Origin of the sequence: Collinsella aerofaciens (assembly GCF_040910265.1) — a bacterium.
In the GTDB taxonomy this organism is placed as follows: domain Bacteria; phylum Actinomycetota; class Coriobacteriia; order Coriobacteriales; family Coriobacteriaceae; genus Collinsella; species Collinsella aerofaciens_BK.
Genome location: NZ_JBDGAW010000006.1, coordinates 40,661 through 59,272, shown reverse-complemented (window position 1 = coordinate 59,272; position 18,612 = coordinate 40,661). Strand labels below are relative to the sequence as shown.

14 protein-coding genes are annotated in these 18,612 nt (G+C 55.5%); 4 read left to right on the top strand and 10 right to left on the bottom strand.

Annotated elements, in window-relative coordinates:
- Both AB5Z14_RS04155 and AB5Z14_RS04150 read right to left on the bottom strand, forming a co-directional pair.
- The coding region (locus AB5Z14_RS04155) for an N-acetylmuramoyl-L-alanine amidase (RefSeq protein ID WP_368130423.1) at positions 1-1,680 on the bottom strand (1,680 nt) is incomplete at its 3' end.
- Positions 1,681-2,199: 519 nt separating this feature from the next.
- Positions 2,200-2,952, bottom strand: a complete 753-nt coding sequence (locus AB5Z14_RS04150) for a hypothetical protein (RefSeq protein WP_368130421.1) — start codon at positions 2,950-2,952, stop codon at positions 2,200-2,202.
- A gap of 390 nt (positions 2,953-3,342) precedes the next feature.
- Between AB5Z14_RS04150 and AB5Z14_RS04145 the strand changes: the two genes are divergently transcribed.
- Both AB5Z14_RS04145 and AB5Z14_RS04140 read left to right on the top strand, forming a co-directional pair.
- Complete coding sequence (locus AB5Z14_RS04145; protein WP_117821341.1) at positions 3,343-3,795, top strand: DUF4869 domain-containing protein; 453 nt, start codon at positions 3,343-3,345, stop codon at positions 3,793-3,795.
- Positions 3,792-4,769 carry a translation initiation factor 2 gene (locus tag AB5Z14_RS04140; protein WP_368130420.1) on the top strand — a complete coding sequence of 326 codons (978 nt, stop codon included), beginning with the start codon at positions 3,792-3,794 and terminating at the stop codon, positions 4,767-4,769. The genes AB5Z14_RS04145 and AB5Z14_RS04140 overlap by 4 nt, the downstream gene beginning before the upstream one ends.
- On the opposite strand, the gene AB5Z14_RS04135 is transcribed toward AB5Z14_RS04140, so the two are convergent.
- From AB5Z14_RS04135 to AB5Z14_RS04115, 5 genes are all read right to left on the bottom strand, one after another.
- Positions 4,766-7,252 (bottom strand): glycosyltransferase family 2 protein, encoded by a 2,487-nt coding sequence (locus AB5Z14_RS04135; protein ID WP_368130419.1) that lies wholly within the window; start codon positions 7,250-7,252, stop codon positions 4,766-4,768. The genes AB5Z14_RS04140 and AB5Z14_RS04135 overlap by 4 nt on opposite strands.
- On the bottom strand, positions 7,253-8,320 hold the full coding sequence (locus AB5Z14_RS04130; RefSeq protein ID WP_368130418.1) for a glycosyltransferase: 1,068 nt from the start codon (positions 8,318-8,320) through the stop codon (positions 7,253-7,255).
- Between the two features lie 12 nt (positions 8,321-8,332).
- On the bottom strand, positions 8,333-9,451 hold the full coding sequence (locus tag AB5Z14_RS04125) for a glycosyltransferase family 2 protein (protein WP_368130417.1): 1,119 nt from the start codon (positions 9,449-9,451) through the stop codon (positions 8,333-8,335).
- A gap of 74 nt (positions 9,452-9,525) precedes the next feature.
- Positions 9,526-10,566 carry a glycosyltransferase family 2 protein gene (locus AB5Z14_RS04120; protein WP_368130416.1) on the bottom strand — a complete coding sequence of 347 codons (1,041 nt, stop codon included), beginning with the start codon at positions 10,564-10,566 and terminating at the stop codon, positions 9,526-9,528.
- Between the two features lie 6 nt (positions 10,567-10,572).
- Positions 10,573-11,676 carry a glycosyltransferase family 2 protein gene (locus AB5Z14_RS04115; protein ID WP_368130414.1) on the bottom strand — a complete coding sequence of 368 codons (1,104 nt, stop codon included), beginning with the start codon at positions 11,674-11,676 and terminating at the stop codon, positions 10,573-10,575.
- A 113-nt stretch (positions 11,677-11,789) separates the two neighbouring features.
- Here AB5Z14_RS04115 and AB5Z14_RS04110 point away from each other — a divergent pair, with 113 nt between their 5' ends.
- Positions 11,790-12,920 (top strand): acyltransferase family protein, encoded by a 1,131-nt coding sequence (locus AB5Z14_RS04110; protein ID WP_368130413.1) that lies wholly within the window; start codon positions 11,790-11,792, stop codon positions 12,918-12,920.
- A gap of 170 nt (positions 12,921-13,090) precedes the next feature.
- On the top strand, positions 13,091-14,113 hold the full coding sequence (locus tag AB5Z14_RS04105) for a glycosyltransferase (protein WP_368130412.1): 1,023 nt from the start codon (positions 13,091-13,093) through the stop codon (positions 14,111-14,113).
- Positions 14,114-14,130: 17 nt separating this feature from the next.
- On the opposite strand, the gene AB5Z14_RS04100 is transcribed toward AB5Z14_RS04105, so the two are convergent.
- The 3 genes from AB5Z14_RS04100 to AB5Z14_RS04090 all read right to left on the bottom strand — a co-directional run bounded on the left by AB5Z14_RS04100 (position 14,131) and on the right by AB5Z14_RS04090 (position 18,522).
- Entirely contained in the window at positions 14,131-15,930 is a 1,800-nt protein-coding gene (locus tag AB5Z14_RS04100; RefSeq protein WP_368130411.1) for an AAA family ATPase, read from the bottom strand.
- Positions 15,931-16,130: 200 nt separating this feature from the next.
- Positions 16,131-17,951 (bottom strand): VgrG-related protein, encoded by a 1,821-nt coding sequence (locus tag AB5Z14_RS04095; RefSeq protein ID WP_368130409.1) that lies wholly within the window; start codon positions 17,949-17,951, stop codon positions 16,131-16,133.
- A gap of 139 nt (positions 17,952-18,090) precedes the next feature.
- Positions 18,091-18,522, bottom strand: a complete 432-nt coding sequence (locus tag AB5Z14_RS04090; RefSeq protein WP_368130408.1) for an RrF2 family transcriptional regulator — start codon at positions 18,520-18,522, stop codon at positions 18,091-18,093.
- Positions 18,523-18,612 lie beyond the last annotated feature (90 nt).

The following is an 18,612-nucleotide window of genomic DNA, read 5'->3' as shown; positions in this document are numbered from 1 at the left end:
GTCGCCGGACACCTTGGCCTGGAGCTTGACCGGCTTGCCGCAGCGGGCGTCGCCCGAGACGTCGAGCGACTCGAGGGACCAATTGACAACCTTATAATCAGAAGTGCTCGTTATATAGCCATTAGAGTCAATGGCATCGGCGTAAATCTCATAATCACCGGCTTGCGGTAAAGTCCAAGAAACCGACGGTTTCGTCAAGTTTTGTCCGATAATACCCCAGTTATCGTCAGACCAATCCATTCCAGACTTATGCCAAACGAACTTATATTTAAGCCCATCGGTTTTACCGACCACATTCACACCGATATTAATAGACGTACCGGCCCGTCCCATATCTTCAGAGAACGAAATACCGTCAATAGAATAAGGATGCGGGAATTGAGCAATGATAGCGGCAGCGTCGGCCTCTCCAAGACGACGGCAGCCATCATCCGAGAAATAGTTGGCTACATCACCGTAATTCGAGATAAAGCCATGTTCGATAAGAATGCCGGGGATTCCCTGCTCGCGAGCGCAACGGATAACGGCGAACTCGTCGCCAACTGCCATTTGAAATACGCCGCGATATGTTAATCCCATAGCAGCAAGGTTGTTCATGACCTTCTTGGCAAGTTCAACCGAAACTTGTGTGTAGTCGGCGCCATTTGCGGTAGGAGCATAAACTTCTGCGCCGTGAGCTCCAGAAGACCCAGAGTTGATATGGAAGCTGACAAAGGCCTGTGCTCCCTGATCGATGCAGCGCTGTACGCGATAAAGGTAATCATTGCTGGGATAGTAGCCGGACTGTTGGCGTGCAAGAACGATCTTAAAGCCGTAAGCTTCAAGTTTATTTTTGCAGGCTGTCATGATCTTCCAGGTAAGGTCGGCTTCACTCTTGCCATTTCCCTGCGCGCCGGAATCAACTCCGCCATGACCGGCATCAAGTGCAATCACCCCAACATTGCGCGCGGAGCGCTCAGCGTAGGTAGATATGCCATCAGGCGAATCAGCGCATTCCAATGCCTGCTGAATCGACTGGGCCTCAACGGCATTACCATCGCCGTCCGCATAGTAAACAGAAGTGCCCTCGGAGCTCGCGGAGCTATCAACGACAGTAAACGAATAATCCCTGTCAGAAAGATCCACTACATGTTCAGTGCCATCACCCTGCAAAACGTAGGTTATCGAAGTCATAAAGTAAGTATTGGATTTCAACGTCGAGCCAAATACAAAAGCAGCCGAATTACCAGCCGTTTGATATGTATCAACGGTTCCCCTAACGCCATCGGCGCTTATATAGTTAAGCGTTGCGGAAGCAAGGGCATCGCCATCATCAGGAGTAGCAAAGGCGACAACCTGGTCAGTCCCACCGGGAAGGTTCGGGTAAGCCAGGTAAACATATTGAAAAGACGAATCACTCGGTTCAACCTGCCGCTCATCCACAGAAGCATCTGCGCGGAAATCCTCCTCAGTCGAATCGTCTACGTCCGTTGATGGCGATTGATTGGCAGCTGCGTCGCCACCGGCGGAGTCCTCGACACGCGAGGCTACGCCATCACCCGCGTGAACGACATCTGACGCAACATCCATAGACTGCACGCCATTCGCAGCATAAGCAACATTTACAGGACTCATCAAGGATGAAATGGCCAAAAGGCCGGCAAGAGAAAAAGCTGTTGAGACACGTAATGCCTTTTTCATATCGAATCCCCTCACAAATATACATTTCTAACGGTAGATTATCTTACAACCCCACACGCATCGGAAGTCCGGTTATCCAAAGCGCGGAGATTGCTCACTCGAGCATCCCGTTCGACGGGCGCTTCTCAAGCAGCAACCGGATCTAGAGCGAAATGGTTCGCTCTCGGTACCCAGCTCTCAAACACACAAGCATAAATCGCCACACCAAAATCACCGAAAGTGCCAAGAGACGTTATCAGGGCTGGCGGAAATAAGCCCCGATTAATTAGCAGCCGCCAAACTCGATGATGTTAGCGCCGGGTGATTTTAGCCACTAATGGTCAAACGATTTTGACCAATCCCGGTCACCGAATAATGGCCACCGCGCCTCCCCGCTGCCATTACGCCGGTGGTGCCAACACGCCAGCGTAAGGAGGGCCATTAAGGTGAACGAGAGACACGATGACCTAAAGGTGATTATAGACGTGGCGCTCCGGGAAATGGCCGCGGAGGGGGCGACGGGTTCGGCCCATCGGCAGTTTAGTCCCCGCTGCAAATGGACCATTTCTGCTTGTTGCACTCTATTTTTCCTTCTTTTTTAAGCACTAGACTATACGTACGCCAGTCCTCATCCGTAATACCGAGTTCGTTTTTTATTTTTCGCTTTGTATTAATGCCATCGCTAATTGCTGAGAGGATTTTCTCTTCGATGTCAACCGTTTTTCCAGGTCCCTTTTGTATGGTATTAATCGCCAAGACCAATGAATTAAGCCTAATGACACCTCGCGCTGTCAAATCAAATTCCTTACCATCGGATGTAACGGTTCCATCCTCAAAAATAAACACAAAACGCTCTAATGTGTCGGTTTTAAATGCAAAACGACCATGCGCGAGAGCATTTCTTATGTGATAAAACAAACTCATGTATTTGCTCGTATTGCCCTTCGAATTAACTTTCACAAACGCCATGCGCTGATCATCAACATTTTCGTAAAAATACTCGTCTAAGTTTAGCTTTTTGCAGGTGCCCTCTAATTCTTTCTTGCTTCTTACCGCAAGCATCACATCGACATCCCTGCGACTAAATATAGCTTGATTTAGAGAAGTCTTTAAGCTTCGAATCCCTACCCAAGGGGCGGGCGCCCATTTATCAATCTCATTATTTTTACGATTACTCTGACCAGGGCAGGGAGACTCAATCAGGAAAAAATGAACTATACGCATCCAATTAGAGTCTTCCAGAACCTGTTGCGGCAGGGGCTCGTTTAGCCATGAAGTTCGAAGTATTGCCATGTCTACCTCCAGCTACAGCTTTGTAATCAACATCACAATGCATTTCTCGACATTAGCAAAAATACTCCCGTACGAAAGGCTTCTTAAGAGTCTCAAGCATTTCAATCTGTCGTTTCATGTTAAATCGCATCTTTATATTCCTATCGTAAGTTATATCGAGATTTATCGGTTTATATAAACTTGTATAAGCTTATCGCGGAATATCGTTTGTTTCGACCCGCTAAATCCAACATATCGAGACAGGCAATTACCGCAGGATAGAAAGCTGTTGCACCTGTAAAAGCCATCGGTTCGTTCTAGCAGACATGTTGATTGACCCGTTACCCGCTGCTTGAGGGAAATCGATCCCAACATGGTAAAGTAGTCGCAACAGGCAACCATGGAGGAACAATGCTCAGCATTCACTACGGCGACAGAGACGATGTGATTTATGACACGTCAACATTCTTTGATTACAGCTATTCTCCCTCTTGGCTGCAAGATCCCCTGTCACAGCGCATTATCAAATCTATTGATAATGGCACTGTTCTTGGCGCAAACGCAATTGACACCAAGGTGCTTGGCGTTATTCCGCCAGAGAAACTATCAACGGGCACCAAAACACTTCTACTGATGCTCTTTATGCCTCAAAACCTCTACAACGCCTCAACCTGCGGAGATAATTGCGCCTATTGGATCTTGCGCATCGCCTCCAAACATGACATCACCATCAACCTCTACCATATGATGGATTTTGGCAAAGCGCGTTTTACAGCCCGTGTCATCAATTCCGGACAGATTGTTCATACCATGGATGAGCTTGTCCTTATCTCGGCAAAATGTCTGAGGGAGGCTCGAGCATGAGAGGGGAATACCAGCTAACCGTAAGGACCAATAAAGTTCAGGTCAAACTCACCATTCGCCGAAACCTCACCATCATCCAAGGCAAAAGCGCAACAGGCAAAACCACCCTGCTGGACAGTCTCCGTGCATACGAAAACCTAGGAGCCCAAAGCGGGATAATCGTTAATTGCGGAGCCCCCTGCCGCGTCATCGGCGGCATCGATTGGGAAGCGCAACTCAGCCGCATCGATAACAGCATCGTGTTTGTGGACGATACGCAAAAATTCGTAAGGAGCCATGCATTCCAGCATGCAGCTCGACACAGTTCCAACTACTACGTCATCGTTGCGAGGGACGAATTGCCCCAGCTCCCCTATAGCGTGGATGAGATCTATGGCCTCAAAAACACCAACAGGGCAACAACAAAATATCCTGTCTACACACGCACGTACACTTCTACCTACCGCATTTACGGAGACGAGCTCTACGATGGAGATCGGCCAGAAGAAGTCATCGTCGAAGACAGCAATGCCGGCTATGAGTTCTTTAAAGTCCTGTGCGCCAAAAGTAAAATTCGCTGCGTAAGTGCCGGTGGCAAATCAAACATATACGAAACCGCTCTGAGCTCCCCAGCCCAAAAGTTGCTCGTAATTGCAGATGGGGCCGCTTTTGGGCCCGAGATGCCCTATGTCTATTCACTCAGGAGATTTAAGGAGATCGAGCTCTTTTTGCCGGAATCGTTTGAATGGCTTGTGCTGAGATCGGGACTCTTCAACGATGTCGAAACGAAAGACATGCTCCTTCATCCTGCCGATTTCATCGACTGCGAGAAGTTCTTCAGTTGGGAGCAGTTCTTTACTAAACAGCTTAGAGAACTGACCAGAGACAGCTACCTAGCCTATAGAAAAGAAGCTCTCAATCCCGCCTACCTACAGCAACATGAGCTCAACACGATTGCTGAATCGCTACCCAAACTCGGAATCACTTCGCGCTAGATCGAGAAATACTCGCTCTCAGCGGATAAGTTCGGCCCCAACCATGGATCGCCCGTCAAGAAGAACTCAGGCCAGCGCTGCATGAACAGCGCTTGCTCGCGCTTCCAGCGGCGCAGCTTTTCCTCGTTGGCCTCTTCCCTGCCGCGCGAGGTGAACTCGTAGTGGTACAGCTCGGCATAGGGCGTAAAGATGGTGCGGTAGCCCGCCTCCCACATGCGCAGGCAAAAGTCTGCGTCGTTAAAACCGACGGCGAATTCCTCGTTATAGCCTCCGACCTGTTCAAATACGTCGCGTCGCACCATCTGGCAGGCGCCCGTTACAGCACTGAAGTTACCGGGGCGCACAGCGCGGGCAAGATAGCCCTCGCGCTTTGCCGAGAAGTCTTGGTTGGCATGGGCAAGTGCGCCACGCACGCCAACCACAATGCCAGCGTGCTGCACCAGATGATCGGCAAAGTAGAGCTTGGCGCCCACCACGCCCGCATCGGGACGCTGCAGATAGCCCATCATCTCTTCGATAAAGTCGGGGCTTATGACCTCGGTATCGTTGTTGAGCAGCAACAGATAATCGCCCTTGGCATGCTCCACGCCAAAGTTAATGATCTGGGAGTAATTGAACTCGCCCGGCCAGTACACAACGCGCGCGATGCCCTTGCCTTCGGATGCTGCGGTCACGCGTTCCGGCAGGGTTTCGTAATACGCAAACGTCTCCGGGGCTTCGCTGTTATTCTCCACCAAGACGATCTCGTAGTTGGCATACGTTGCCTTCTGGGCGATCGACATCACACAGGCGTCGAGCGTCTCAATGTGATCCTTGGTGGGAATCACAATGCTCACCAGCGGCGCAGACTCCGGCAGCGCATAGCGCATGCGATAGACAAACGGCGTCTCGGTCTCCTCGACCGTTCCGCGAACGCACAGCGCGTCAAAGTGACGCTGCAATGCAAGGCGGCCGGCCTCAATGGCATACGGCTTGCTATTGGCAGAACCGTCGGCGGTCGAACCGGGATGCACGCGCCAGTGATACAGCACGTGCGCGACATGCTCAAAGCGCACACCGGCTGCAAGACAGCGAAGCGTCAGGTCGTAATCCTGGGCACCCGCAACGTCTTCTGAGGACGTACCAATGTGATCGATGAGCGCCTTCTCCACCATCAGGAAATGCGTCACGCAGTTATGGCTATAGAGCAGGTCGACGTTGAGCCGCGTCTTAAAGACCGGCTGACCCCACTCCCCCGTTTTCTGGAACATGTCTTCGTCACAGAACAGGACCTGGGGGCGCTCGCCCTCGGCAGCCTTGTTCAGCGCGGCAACATAGTGGAACAACGCGTCCGGTTCCAGGATGTCATCGTGGTCCAAGAACGCGATGTAGTCGCCCGTCGCTTGCTCGGTACCCGCGTTGGTGTTGACCACAATGCCGCCGTTGCCGGGCAGCTCAATGCGGCGGATGCGCTCGTCATTGGCATCCGCCGCAAGATTGGCCACCGCATCCCATTCGGACGAGGCGTCCATAAGCAGCAATTCCCAGTTGTCATAGCTCTGGGCTAGCACCGAGTCCAGCAGCTCGCGCAGGTAGACCCGATCAGTCTTGTAGCACGGCACCACAATGCTCACGAGCGGCCTATAGGCAAAGGCCGCCGAAGCGACACGCTGGGACGCCAGATCGCCCGGCTTTGCGCGATGCTGTTCAAACCAACGTCGATAAGCCGCGTCGTCTGCACGCGCGTCTTTCATGCGGTTCCAACTGTCGTCGACCATGCCGTTGTACAGGCGACCATCCATGGCGCAAAAACCGCTCTGGATTAGGCCCGTGGAATCAGCCGCAATCGCGACAAAATCTCGTATATCCTGAGGTATCTCAACGCTCAGATACGTTTTATTGACGCGGCAACCGTTGCGCTGGGGAACATCGACCTGCGACTCAAACACATGCACGGTAACATCGATGGCGTTCATATGAGTATCGAAGATCTGGAGCTCAGGTGCGCACTGGGGGTCTCCCGCCCAGGTGACCTCATAGCGCCACACCGCGCCGGCGTCTGCCGGCAAATAGCGAATAGCATCGATCTCGTAGCGACCGCAGCATTCGCCACGCTGCGCATCGCGGATAAGCGCGCACAGCGAAGGCTTTGCTTTGTAGCTAACCTTGGATTCAAGCTTGGCCACGCGGCTATCGAGGCGAATGGAGCCCAACCTTTGGCCACCGGATGCAAATGTGACGTCAATCGTAGAGCCATCCAAAAACGGAAGCACCAAGACAGCGAGCTCGCGCTCGTATTCGGAAACGGAAGAGCAAAGCGCCAACACACGGCCATGATCGACCGGGAGCACCAGCGACGGCACACAAGAACCGCTCGTCGTCGCATGGGCAAACGCTTGAGAACCCTCCCGCTCAATAAGCGCGGCGACATCCTGACCGGCAAAACGAAGCAGCACAAACAGACGGCCCTGACTGCGGCAAAGTGCCAAACGCTTGATACTCATCTACACTTCTCGCTTTCCCAGGGCGTTCGCTGCCATGCGTTTGCAGGCACCAAGGCGCCCAAACCTCAAGACGTCGTAATCGAACATGAGCTTTTTGCACTCACGGGCATTGGGGGCCTTGCCGGTAAGCGCCGCACGCACCATAGCGGCAACAGAAGGAGCGCATTGTGCGAGCGCAGCATCGCTGCCCACGGCAGAACCGGCAAGCGTCGTGGCAACGGCGGCAAACACCTTGCCGCAGTCCAAACCCAGCAACCTGAGCGCATCGTACAGCACCAGATCGCAGAGGAAGTACGCCAGGTCCTCGGCATGCTGTACATCGAGACCGTCGCGCTGCCAGTCAGCCATCACCGCGGAGTAAATCTTCACGTGCTCCAGCAGTCGCGTCTCGTCGTCATAGCGCATAGTGTCCATAAGCGAGCCCTTGCGCGCCACGCGGTAGTCATACAGCTTGTTCGAGATAAGCGCGGTCTTACGCGAACGACCGTACACGGCAAAATCGAAGACCTGGTCCTCGCCATACTTGACGGTTTCGTCGAACACGATCCCGTTACCCAGCAAAAACTCACGCTTGCAGGCCGTGCGCCATGCAAAGGGGCGAGATGCTTCCTTAAACAGCAGGTCGGAGCTATAGCCTTCAAACGACACATCGCGCGGGCTCAGCACATAGTTAAGCCACGGATACCCCACCTCCAGCGGATACGGATTCGCGCCAAAGGTCAACACGTCGCAATCCTCGCGTTCAAAGGCATCGACGATCACGCGGCATGCATCGGGCGTAAAGCGGTCGTCGGAATCCAAAAACGCGACGATAGGCGCCGTGGACGCAGTGATGCCTGCATTACGTGCACTCGACAGGCCGCCGTTGGGCTTATCGACAAGCTTAAAGCGCACGTCCTTTTCGCAATAGGCAGCCGCAATATCGCGCGAACCGTCCGGCGAGCCATCGTTGACCAGCACGCCTTCCCAATCGAGCATGTCCTGCGCAAGCAGGGAGTCCAGGCACCAGGCCAGGCACTCCTCCACGTTATAGATGGGAACGACAACGGAAATCTTGGGGGTAGCCATAGTCAAGTGCTCCTACTGTGCGACCGGAACGTCATCAGGGTGCGGGTTGTCGCCGTAGGTGCGCTGATACGTCAGCACGCGCCAGACCAGCGGCAGGCCGCCAATCTTAAAGTAATGCTTAAACGTATTGAGCTTGCCCGGCTTCTTAAAGTCAAAGCGCGAATCGATATAGGCGCGGGGCGATTTGACCATCAGGCGCAAGTCGGTCTCGCCACGCGGATCGAACAGCGACAGGTCAAAGCGACCGGCATCCCAATCGGACTTGAGCTCGGGAGAGGCCTTCTCCCAAAACTGCTCGCGCAACTCATCGACCAGGCGCTCATCATTCCAACGGTACGTATCGACCTTCATGCGCATTAAAATGCCCTGAAGCTGAGCCTTAAGCTCGGGGCGTTCATCCAAAAAGCGCTGCATCTCGGCATATTCGTCGCACACGCAAAACACCTTGTTGGGCGAATTAACGGAGCTCTTCTCGTTATCCTGGCGATAGCACAAAATGGGGTCCGCAATAAACGCGACACGCTCGGCGCAAGCCCAAACCTTAAAATTAAAGCCTGCGTCCTGATACGAGGCACCCGGCGTGGGAAGGAACCGAATCTGATTGTCGATGAGGAACTCGCGCCGATAGATAGCCGACCAAATGGAAGGTTTGCGGTAGAAGATGCCCGGGCGATCGACGGGGCGATACGCGGCGCCCGTCATATGCTCGTCGATGATCCCAAACAGCTCACGGCGCTCGCTGGGCGTGGACCAATACAGGTAAAAGTCGCCCTTTACCACATCGGCATGTTCAGCATCGGCCTTGGCGACCAGCTTTTGGAGCGAATCCTCAAACATAAAGTCGTCGGATTCAAGGATGCCCACGTACTCACCGCGCGCCATCTCCAGGCCGCGGTTCATCGAGTCGCCGTAGCCGCTGTTGGCTTTGTCAATCATCTTTACACGGGGGTCTCGCTCCATGTACTCGCGAATGATATCCGGCGAGCTATCGGTGGAACCGTCATTGATGCAAATGATCTCGATGTCCTTGAGCGTCTGAGCCACGGCGGAATCGAGGCACTCGCGCAGGTAGCGTTCGACATTGCAAATGGGGACAAGCAGCGAAACTTTGGGGGTATCAGAGTTCTGCAAGAGAACCTCCTGTTGAATAGCGTGTAACAGGGTTATTTTAGCAGCCGAGTTGCGGCGGGCGGCAGCGCTTGGAATTAGAGAAAGCGCTCCAGGCAGGCTTTGAGACCGCGAGTCGAAAGATAGAACAGCGTGGCGTCTGCCATCGAAACGCCCGCGGTCGCCGCAACGAGCTTGTGGGCAACACGGCGAACGGCGCCCTTAGCAGGCATATCCGCCCACTGGGTTCCCAAAAACGTCGTGAGGTCCATGTTGACGCGAGCCGCCACGCGATGGAAGTCATCGGCATCCAAGCGCGCCAGGTCGAACACAATGAGGTCCAAAAACCAAGTTATCAGCTCGCCGGGACACAGGTCCAAAAGACCGTAGGCCGCCCAGTCCTCCAAGACCTCCTCGAGCATCCTCATGTGGGCGTCAAGTTTTTTGGCGCGAGCCTCGGCACTGTTGAACTCGTGCGTCGCCGATTCGCTCTCCATCACGTAGTGGTAGAACTTGTCCGGCATGACGACGGTCTTGCGGGCAAGCGCATAAGCCGCGAATTGGAAGACGACGTCCTCGCCCAAAGCCAAACCGGGGGCGAAGCGAATGCCTTCGCGATTGAGCAGCTCGCGCGAAAAAGCCGCACGGCAGGCATAGGGCTGCGCATTCGAATGGAACAGCAGTTGGGGATCACGGGCGCCGAAGGCACCAGCTTTGGGGCTCATGAGTTGCTGGACGCGTTTGGGGGCAGCATCGGCAGGTTCACAGACGCCGCCAAAGACGGCGACCTCGGCATCTGCAGACTCCATGGAATGCAGCACGCGCTCGACCGTCTGGGCATCGATGTAATCGTCGGCGTCCACAAAAAAGACGGTCTCGCCCTCGACGGCATCGATACCGGCATTTCGAGCACACGAGACACCCGCGTTTTCCTGGTCAATCACCAGTACGCGATCGTCGGCCTGCGCGATCTGGTGCAACACGTTCAACGAATCATCGGTCGAACCGTCGTTGACGCAGACAACCTGAATCGAGCGCTCGGACTGGGCCAACAGCGAATCGAGGCATCGCTGAATGGAACGCACTGAGTTATAAACGGGGACGACAATGGTAGCTTTAGGACACGAGACCTCTCCCATGCCGACCTACCCCCTCAGCGATTCGATGAGGAAGGCGGCGACCACGCCAGGGCCTCCAACCGAGGCGTAATACTTAGCGCGCCCCAAGGCACCATCCGTCGCAAAACTCGGATGCTCGTCAACCCAGCCCTCAGGATCTTTGAGGATGGCAGCGAGATTCGCGCGCTTCCACGGCTTGAGGTCGTCAAGCAAAAAATCCCCTGCGTCCAAGGCCGCCTGAAATTCCTTAGCCATCTGCGCCAGGAACTCCTTATAGAACTTAGGCGCTAGGCGCACATAGTTCCACATGTACGAATCGTACTTAATGAGTTGATTGAACTTGAGCATGCGCGCGACGTCATCACTTGCGTGGTCGCGGGCATAATCCTCTCGAATCCAACGCTCAATCTCGGCATACTCGGTATTGACGCAAAAGACCTTAGCCGAAGAATTGACCGAGGAATTCTCGTTGTCCTGGCGATACGACAACACGGCATCATGCAGGTAAACAGCCTTATCGGCGCACGCGATCACCTTAAAGGCGAATGACGTGTCCTGAAAGGATGCCCCCGGAGTCGGCAGGAACGTAATGCCGTTGCGCTCAAGAAAATCGCGACGGTACACGGCCGACCAAATCGACGGCTTTTGCTTAAAGAACTGAGTCGTATCGCTCGGGTGCACCGGCTTGCCGCAATCCTGAGGTCTAAACATCTCGTGCAGCGAGCGGCGCTCCTCGGGCTTAGACCAGTAGAAATCAAAGTTCGCCTTCGCGAAGTCGGCATTATTGCTATCGGCGGCCGAGACAAGCTTTTCGAGTGCGTCGGGCGCCATAAAGTCATCGGACTCCAAGATGCCAACGTACTTGCCACGCGCCATCTCCAGACCGTGGTTCATCGAGTCGCCGTAGCCGCTGTTGGCCTTGTCGATCATCTTGACGCGCCCATCGCGCTCCATATACTCGCGGATAATCGCGGGCGAGTTGTCGGTCGACCCGTCGTTAATGCAGATGATCTCAATATCCTTGAGCGTCTGCGCCAAGGCGGAATCGAGACACTCACGCAGGTAGCGCTGAACATTGTAAATGGGAATAAGCAGCGACAGAACAGGGCTGCCAGAGGCGTTAGTAGACAAATGTGCTCCTTAGGAAATACCTGTCGTTTCATGGTATCAAAGGGTCAGCGCGCCAGCGGACGTTTATATAATCTATGGAGCTCGCAGAGGAGAAACCGATACGAAAGGACGTCATGCAGCCCAAAGCCGCACGCAACATACCCATCGAAGCGCTGCGCTTAATCGCGGTCGCCGGTATCGCGGTGTTCCACACCTTTCAGTGGACCTTCCAGGCAACCTGTATCGGCGCCGTGGAATATGCCCCACTTGCGATATTCCCCTATTCCGGCGCGCTCGGCTTTATCAATTTGCTGGGCTGCTGGGCCAACGAGGTCTTCTTTATGATCTCGGGCTATTTTCTCATCGCTTCTGCCGCGCGTGCTTGGGACGGTGGGGCAACGTGGAAATCGCAAATGCAACGGACGGTGCAGCGCCTTGGCAAGGTCGTTATGCCCACTGCGTTTTATTGCGTCGTGGCGCTCGCGTGGTCCACGGTCGTCTCCCCCATTCCCGATGTTACCCTCAACACACACTACTGGTATACCCTGGGACTCGAGTTTATTTGGGTCTATGCCGCCACGGTCTTCATGGCGCCATGGTTTGGACTGGCTAAGAGTCGACTCTCCCAGAAGAGCAACACGGTGACGGTCATCGCCGTTGGCATCTTCGCATTTGTTGTTAACGGGTATTTAGCCGCCATGAGCGCGACAAGCGGCGGTGAGTTTTCTTGGCTGCAGAAGCTCATGAGCGCCGTCACGTACGTTATCGCGTTTTTGATCGGCGGACTGCTCCGCGACGTAACCGGCGCCATGGATTCGGAAAAGGCGGGCGCCTTAGGCACGCGGTCGCTCGCAGCGGTTTTGGCGATCGCCACCATCCTGGAAGGAGTACTCTCCTTCACCGGCAACCTCACGGCGATGGCAGTCCTCTCCTACAAATCGACCTCGTTGATCTCGTTTGCCCTCGCTGCCGCCTCCCTGCTCTTTGCGGCAACCCGACGCAGTGCCTCAGGCAATCCGCGGACTGCAGGTGTCATCGTCACCTTATCAACCGCCACGCTCGGTTTCTATGTGATGCAGTCGCTCGCCAGTAGCCTGTGGCGTCCCGTCTTCAATACGTTGCTCGCAAACATACTGGTCAGCCAAAACAGCCCGGCAGCTATATGTATCATCACGGGTACCGTCATTAGCATCGTCTTTGCTCTGGCTCTCCTCATCATCGATGCAGCTAGAAGCCTTATCGTTCGCAAGCTCAAACGACAATAGACACGCTGCCGTCAGACGCCAAAACCGCTAAACCCGTGGCAGGTTCCTGCGTTTTATTCAAAGCTTGCCGACAAGGTGCGGTGAGCCTTTACAATAGGACAGTCCCAAGGACGTATTCGATAGCTTCCGCGCAGCGCTCGCGCGCCGCGCGTGAAAGGATATATTGCCCCATGCCTTCAACCCTTCCCGCCCCCATCGATAAGCTCGCCATCGTTGTCGTCACGTACAAGCGCCAGGAACTCCTGGCCAACCTGTTCGACTCCATGACCGATCTCACGGCAACGCCCTGGCGCATCGTGATTGTCGATAACGAGAATTCGCGCGAGACCGAGGCCATGTGCACTGCATTCAACGAGCGCCTGGCCAACCTGTGGGGCATCGACACCGAGCAGCCCGACGCGCAGGGCGGCACCGACCGTGTCATCTACGCCCCGCAGCTCGAAAACGGCGGCGGTGCGGGTGGCTTCTCCGCTGGAACCAAATGCGCCTACGATCTAGGGGCCCAGTGGTTCTGGGTCATGGACGACGACGTGCTCGTCATCCCCGAAGGCATCGAGCGCTTGGCCAAGTGGACCGACCGCTACGATGTTATCCAGGGTTCGCGTCTGGACTTTGACGGCGGCGCCTTCTTTTGGCAGTACCAGCTCATCCTTTCGCTCGGCATCCCTAACCCCATCGCCAAGTGGGATCTGGGTCCCGAGGGTTACCGCACCATGAACCAACTGTGCTTTGAGGGCGGCATGTTCTCGCGCCGCGTGGTCGACAAGATTGGCCTGCCCGACGCACGCTTCTTTATCTACGGCGACGATGCCTGCTACGGCTACGTGGCCAGCCAACACTTCCCCGCCGCTGTGGTCGCCGACGTGGTGCTCAAACGCGCCCGCGCCGTCTCCAACTGGGATATCGCCGGCAAACGACAGCTCAACTCCACGAGCGACACCAACCGCTACTACATCATGCGCAACCGAGGCTTCCTCGCTCGCTATATGCAGATCTACGGTGACTACCACCCCATGCTGTTCCGTCTGGGCAACGTCGCGACCTTCTGCAAGGAATTCATTCGCCTGGCTGCCGTTGACAAGTGCTTTAAGACCGGTATACCGGCGCTGCGCCGTGGCATGAAGGACGCCCGCAAGATTGTTAAGGATCCCAACTGGAAGCCCATGCCGCCCATGAAGGACGCAGAACACTAAAGGGCTTTCGCCCGCCGCTACAGTCGTTGGCACACCACGGACACACGCTGACCGTCAAAACCAAAGCCCCAACGCATGCGCCCGACGGCGGGGCGCGGCACGCGGATATCATCGATGCCGTCGCGCTCTATGTCGAGCAGTGCCTGAACCGCCAACAGTTCCAGGCCCAGGGCATCGACGCCAGGGTCGTACATCATGTTGATCGTTATCAGCGGTCGCTCATCGAACATGCCGAGCGTGTCGGCCACGTCAAACACCCGACCGGTGGGAATCACCTGGATATCCCAGCGATCCGAGACGCCACTTCGCTTGGAGCTGGGATTGCAATAGCCGGGCAGTCCAAAGCAGAGCCCCTGAAGCGCCAGATGATAGGCTGTCGGCACATCTGATTGGCCCACATCGATGCCCAGATCGCCGATAGCACAGCTCAAAGCTTGCTTTACAGTGTCCTCGTCTCCTCGACACAGCCCGTCATGGAACGAGTCGATAACTCCAACGTCCTCAACGGCGCACTCAAACCATTCCAGAATTACAAGACGGAGCGCCTGACGCACTTCGTTGTTAGGCAGACGCAGGGAACGAAAGCACGCGCCGTCCTCCGAATGCCCCGTCATGTCCGTCGTAAGGAATCCAGACAGGTACAGCGCCGTCCAGATATCTTCGGGCTTGGCGGCATCGGCCCCCTCGGCACGCACGCGCACTGGCGCCTCAATAAACCCATGCGGCTCAAGCAAATCGAACAATGCGGACAGGCGCATGAGATTCCAGCCACCGACGCATGCGCTCAGACGGTCGGCGTAACCATACAGATCTGCCCGAACGGGCGCGACGCAACCGCGATGCACGTAGTCCACCACACGCTCCGGGATCGAGCAATAAAAGCCACCAAACAGGTAGCCCTCGAGCCACTCACGCGCGTCATCCAGACAGCCGTTGCGACCGATGCAATCCAACAGCACCTGGACTTCGTCGTCCGAAAAACCGAACCATCGATCACACCAACTCGACAGTGGCGTCGCCGATCGATAGGAAACCCCACGCTGGGACAACGCAAGCTCGGCAGGACCGGGGCGCTCGCCCATCAGACACGTCAATCGCAGCGAGTCGCCGGCGTCGGCAATGGTGTCGAACAACATTCGGCTGAGCGGCTCTAGAGAATCCACGCTACCGTCGTCCTTAGCGTCCAAACGCTTTGGACATACCGCATCGTAGTCGTCTATCAGAAGAACAACCTGCTCATCGAAAGCTGCCTGGAGCAGTTTAATGAGCACGCAAAGCGCCGCATCGGTCTCATTATCGCTGGCCACCCCACGCGCCGCCCTCTCGATAAGACGAACCTCACGTCTTGACAGATCAGGCGCGGCAAGCAGCGGCAGCAATCGGGCGCACTCGTGTGCAACAGCGCTGCGAATAGCCGCCGCAGCATCAGCGTCACACCTCACAGCGGCAGTTGAAAAGTCAAGCGTGATGACCGGATAACACGCGTGCTCATCACGATAGCGACCGCCGCCCGCCTGCCAAATCTGGGTGCCGACGAACGGGCTTCGATCTGGCCGCCGGTGATCAGGTCGTTCCAAATAGCATTTGAGCATCGATAGATTCATGCTCTTGCCAAAACCCTTGGGCCGACAACAAAGCGCAACAGGTGCTTCGCTGTCCAATATATCGGCAATAAACATAGTCTTATCGACGAGTAAACACCGATTGATTGCATCGGAAAAGTCGTGTACATCAACCGGCAGAGCTGCGTTATCCGCATAACTGAGCAACCGTGCGCCAAACGCATGAGCAACACCATAATTCGCCTGTTCAGACACCGTAAACTCTCCTTCTAACGCAGCACGATGCCCATTGTAGCGAGCAGGCGGAGCGCAACAATATCGACATGCAAACGTTTCGGGCAACGGTAGCAACAGACCCCCGAGGGGGCATAACAAATCGTTGCACAACAAAAACGGGGCCCGATGCCGCCGCACCGGACCCCGTCCCAAACTCTTATAGAAAACGATCTGGAAGATTACTCCTCCGAGCCGTCCTCCCCTGAAGCCTTGTTCTGCTGATCGAGCTTATGCTTACCGCTCACGATAGATGTAGCGCCCAGCGTAGCCAAGCTCGCGCTGGCAAGGCTCGCCATCACGATCAAGTCGCCCGTCTTGGGCATGTTACCGCCCGAGAACTTAGTCGTTGTAGTCGTCGTGGTCGTGGTGGTCACCGTTTTGGAGTCATTTTGCTCCTGGTTCTGGTTGTCGGTGTTGCCCTTACCGCTGTCCTTGCCCCGCTGCTTTCTGTCCTCGGTCTTGTCCTTGCTCTTGTCCTTCTCCTCAGATTCAGAGTTCTTATCCTCGCCATTCTTCTGTTCGGACTTGTCGCTCTTCTCCTCAGAGCTAGAACCCTTATCGGATTCAGTCTTCTCGGAAGCCTCGTCCTTGGAGTCGCCCTTTGCGGCTTCGGTCTTTTCCGCGGAAACCTGATCAGAGTTGTCCTTGTTCTGGGTCGAGCCGTTATTGACGCCAGCCATCAGCGAAGAGCCCAGCGTAGAACCAAGTTGCACGGAGAAAGAAGGCTTCTTGTCCGGCGAAGCAACGGGAGCGTCCGGCGCCTTATTCGAGTCGTCCTTGGAAGCATCAGAATCAGGGGTTGCGTCAGAGCCGGAGCCGTTGTTAGAGCCGGTGCCAACGGACGAATCGCTCGAGCCAGTGGAAGAGTCAGAGGAACCAGCGTCGGTCGAACCAAATGCGGCGCCGTCCGTATTGCCGGCAGAGCTTGAAGACGAATCGCCCGCAGCAGAGCCGTTTGAATCGGAGCCGTTCGAAGTAGAGCCGTTGTTGGTAGTGCCACCAGCAGAGCCATCACCGTCAGCATCGGTCGAGGGCGCATCCATCCTGTCATCATTGACATCGTCACTCGAGTCGTCATTCGAATCAGGTGTCGGCGAGGGCGCCGGCGTGGGCTCGGGCTGCACGGGCGTTGCAGCGGCAGCGGCCTCGTCCTCGGCGATATAAACCAAGCAGTCCTTCAGCTCGTTGCGGTAGCGGTTCTTCCAGCCCTCATGATACTGGGGCTGGCTCGAATACTTGGTAGCGACGTTATTGACCACGCTATTGGAGAGCGCCGTCACAAACTCGCGGTCGGACATATCGTTGGAGAGATTCGCCCAACGGAAGAAGTCCCTGCAGCCACCGGTGCCGCACATGTTGGTGATGCTCCACACCATGCCCTTAACGCAATCGGCACGGCCCGAAATATCAATACCCAAGCCGCTCTTGAGCCACGCCTCGGTCACCGCATAGTACGAGTTGTACGCATACGCATCCTGCAGAGCCGAAAACTCAGCAGGGTCGGTGTTATAAGCGCCCTGGAAGGCCTCCTGCGCAATACGGCCCAACTCGGTGAGCTGGCCATTCTCGTACATGGCATTGCTCGTGTTGGAAATCTCGCTGCCGCGATCAATCGCATCCTTGAGCATGCTGTATTTTTCGGGGTTGTAGTTGTAGGCCTGCTTCATAAACGGAATGAGCGACCATCGACGGTCGAACTGGTAATAACCCAGCGCGTTATAGCCGTCGCCATACGAAAAGCCCTGGTTATAGTTGCCATGGCTCTCGTACTTGGTAAAGTACTTCATCTCGGGGGTCACGTTAACAAACGAAACGCCCTGGACCGACCTCAGCACGCCCGAGAAGGACTGCTGGGTATAGAGACCCTTATCGATATCGGTCGCATCCGAGGCAACGCCCGGTGTGGGCTCCTCGGCGGCAGCGGGTGCGGGTGCGGTAACGGCGCCAAACGAAAGCGCCAACGTCAGGCCCGCGACAATCGCAGAATGCTTGGGCTGCATAAGATCCTCCCTGCATTGGTGTAGTTAAAGTGCAGTTTGCAAAGATAGAAATAAGTATTGCAGCTCGCCCGTTGTTACACAACAACCCCTCGGTAAACGGCAACAACCCTCCGCGAAATCTTAAGGAATTGCGCTCAACCTACAGCTTAATGTCGAAATTGATTTCAGGCACGGCGGCCAAGTCGGCCAGCGTTACGCCGTCGACATAGTTCTCAATGACCTCGTCCAGACCGCGCCAGAACTTGACCGTGGAGCAAAGATCGCTGCGGGTACAGCTGTTGTCGATGCCATCGCACGCCACCGGAGCCGTGCTGCCCTCGACGGCACGCAGGATGTCGCCGGCACGCACCCCGGCGGGGTCCTTAGCCATCATGTAGCCGCCGCCCTTGCCACGCACGCTCTTAAGCAGGCCCGCCTTCATGAGCGGACGGACCAGCTGCTCCAGATACTTCTGCGAGATGTGCTCGCGGTCGGCGACCTCGCGCAGGGCAATCTTGCCCTCGACGTCACCAAGCGCTGCGATATAGATCATCAGCCGGAGGGCATAGCGGCCCTTGGAAGAAATGAGCATACCTACCCTCCCATCGCATCTGGGACAACATAACCAGGTTTGTTTGTCCCAAATCTTAAGTAAGTGGGACAAACACAACAGGTTATTTTG